The 660-nt window shown below is 32.9% G+C and carries 2 protein-coding genes and 1 tRNA gene; all 3 read left to right on the top strand.

All coding sequences use genetic code 11. The annotated features are described in order from the left end of the window. On the top strand, positions 1 to 214 hold a 214-nt coding region (locus tag ACQY5W_RS13215), incomplete at its 5' end, for a F0F1 ATP synthase subunit A (protein WP_428025440.1). Positions 215 to 229: 15 nt separating this feature from the next. Beyond that, positions 230 to 302: transfer RNA gene (locus tag ACQY5W_RS13210), tRNA-Phe, on the top strand. A gap of 10 nt (positions 303 to 312) precedes the next feature. After that, a partial coding sequence (locus ACQY5W_RS13205; RefSeq protein ID WP_428025439.1) for an uS8 family ribosomal protein occupies positions 313 to 660 on the top strand: 348 nt, incomplete at its 3' end.

The following is a 660-nucleotide window of genomic DNA, read 5'->3' as shown; positions in this document are numbered from 1 at the left end:
TAATTTGATGGCAGGGCACAGTCTATTAAAAGTAATCGTGGGTTTTTCTTGGAATATGTTACTAGTTGAAAACCTAAAGTCAATTGCTTTTCTTGTGCCGCTTGCAGTCCTTGTGGTATTAATGGGTTTAGAATTAGGTGTAGCTTGCATTCAAGCTTATGTATTTATTACTTTAACTGCAATTTATCTGAACGATAGCGAAGCATTGCATTAATAATTCTAAGTCCTTGTTTGAATAGCTCAGTCGGTAGAGCAAAGGACTGAAAATCCTTGTGTCGGCAGTTCAAATCTGCCTTCAAACATTTTTGTATAATGAAAAACCATTTATGGAATATGCTTACTAGCATAAGAAATGGTCAGATGGCTAAAAAAAGTGTTGTGACGGGGCCCAGAAAGAATATTTGTGAATCATTTCTAAAAATATTGTGGAATGAAGGTTTCATTACTGGTTATAAGATTTCTTCTAAGAATAATGATAATGTTGAAATTTTTCTTAAATATACTAGAACAGGCAAACCTGCTATAAGCTCTCTAAAATTTGTATCTAAGCCTAGTCAACGAGTATATTTTTCTTTAACGCAAATTTGGAAACTGGATTCATCTAAAACGTTTTTAATCTTTTCTACAAGTTATGGGTTGAAATCGATCAACGAGTATAAA

Source organism: Arcobacter sp. (assembly GCF_050300555.1).
In the GTDB taxonomy this organism is placed as follows: Bacteria; Campylobacterota; Campylobacteria; order Campylobacterales; family Arcobacteraceae; genus Arcobacter.
This window is presented reverse-complemented; position numbering and strand designations above follow the sequence as displayed.